The sequence below is a fragment of the Alcaligenes endophyticus genome (genome assembly GCF_026344035.1).
Lineage (GTDB): Bacteria > Pseudomonadota > Gammaproteobacteria > Burkholderiales > Burkholderiaceae_B > Alcaligenes > Alcaligenes endophyticus.
The window spans coordinates 1-529 of record NZ_JAPKND010000020.1; the positions used below are offsets into that span (position 1 = coordinate 1).

Genomic DNA, 529 nt, shown 5'->3' on the forward strand with positions numbered 1-529 from the left:
TCTGTGCCTAAACCCTCGTACAGCGCATCTTTAATCTGCTGCTGCCTGATGTGAGGCTCTTGCCCGTGATCTACACCGAATGCTTTACTCACACGGGGATTGTTAAACCAGCCAAGTTTGTATAAATCGATGTAGTACGTGCCGTATTTTGCTTGCGTCATAGCTGGCCTCGCTGCTTACGACCGACACGCATAACGTTTCGTGTTAAGCGTTGGAACAGCGTGCTAATGAGTTGAGCTTGCGTGACGATTTGAGAAATTTCATCGTCGCTCAAATGCCGATCAGATACGGCCTGATTGGTTATCCCGCATAACTTGCCGAACTCCTCCATGCCAGTAGTGATCTTTTGCAGAATCGCCCCGAACTCATCTTCAAAACCGCCTTCGGGCTCTGGCGGCATTTCTATAAAATGTAAGCCTTGCTGTAACGCAGCAGACATAAGCCAACTCGTCGCTCGATGCTGGCTGTGAGTGAGTCCACGAAGATGGTCTGCAAGCACAAAGCAGGCATCTAGGTCTAGCTGCTCGCC

The 529-nt window shown here is 50.1% G+C and carries 1 protein-coding gene; it reads right to left on the reverse strand.

Features of this window, described 5'->3' with window-relative positions:
- Positions 1–157: 157 nt before the first annotated feature.
- A partial coding sequence (locus OSH01_RS16470) for a hypothetical protein (protein WP_266125222.1) occupies positions 158–529 on the reverse strand: 372 nt, incomplete at its 5' end.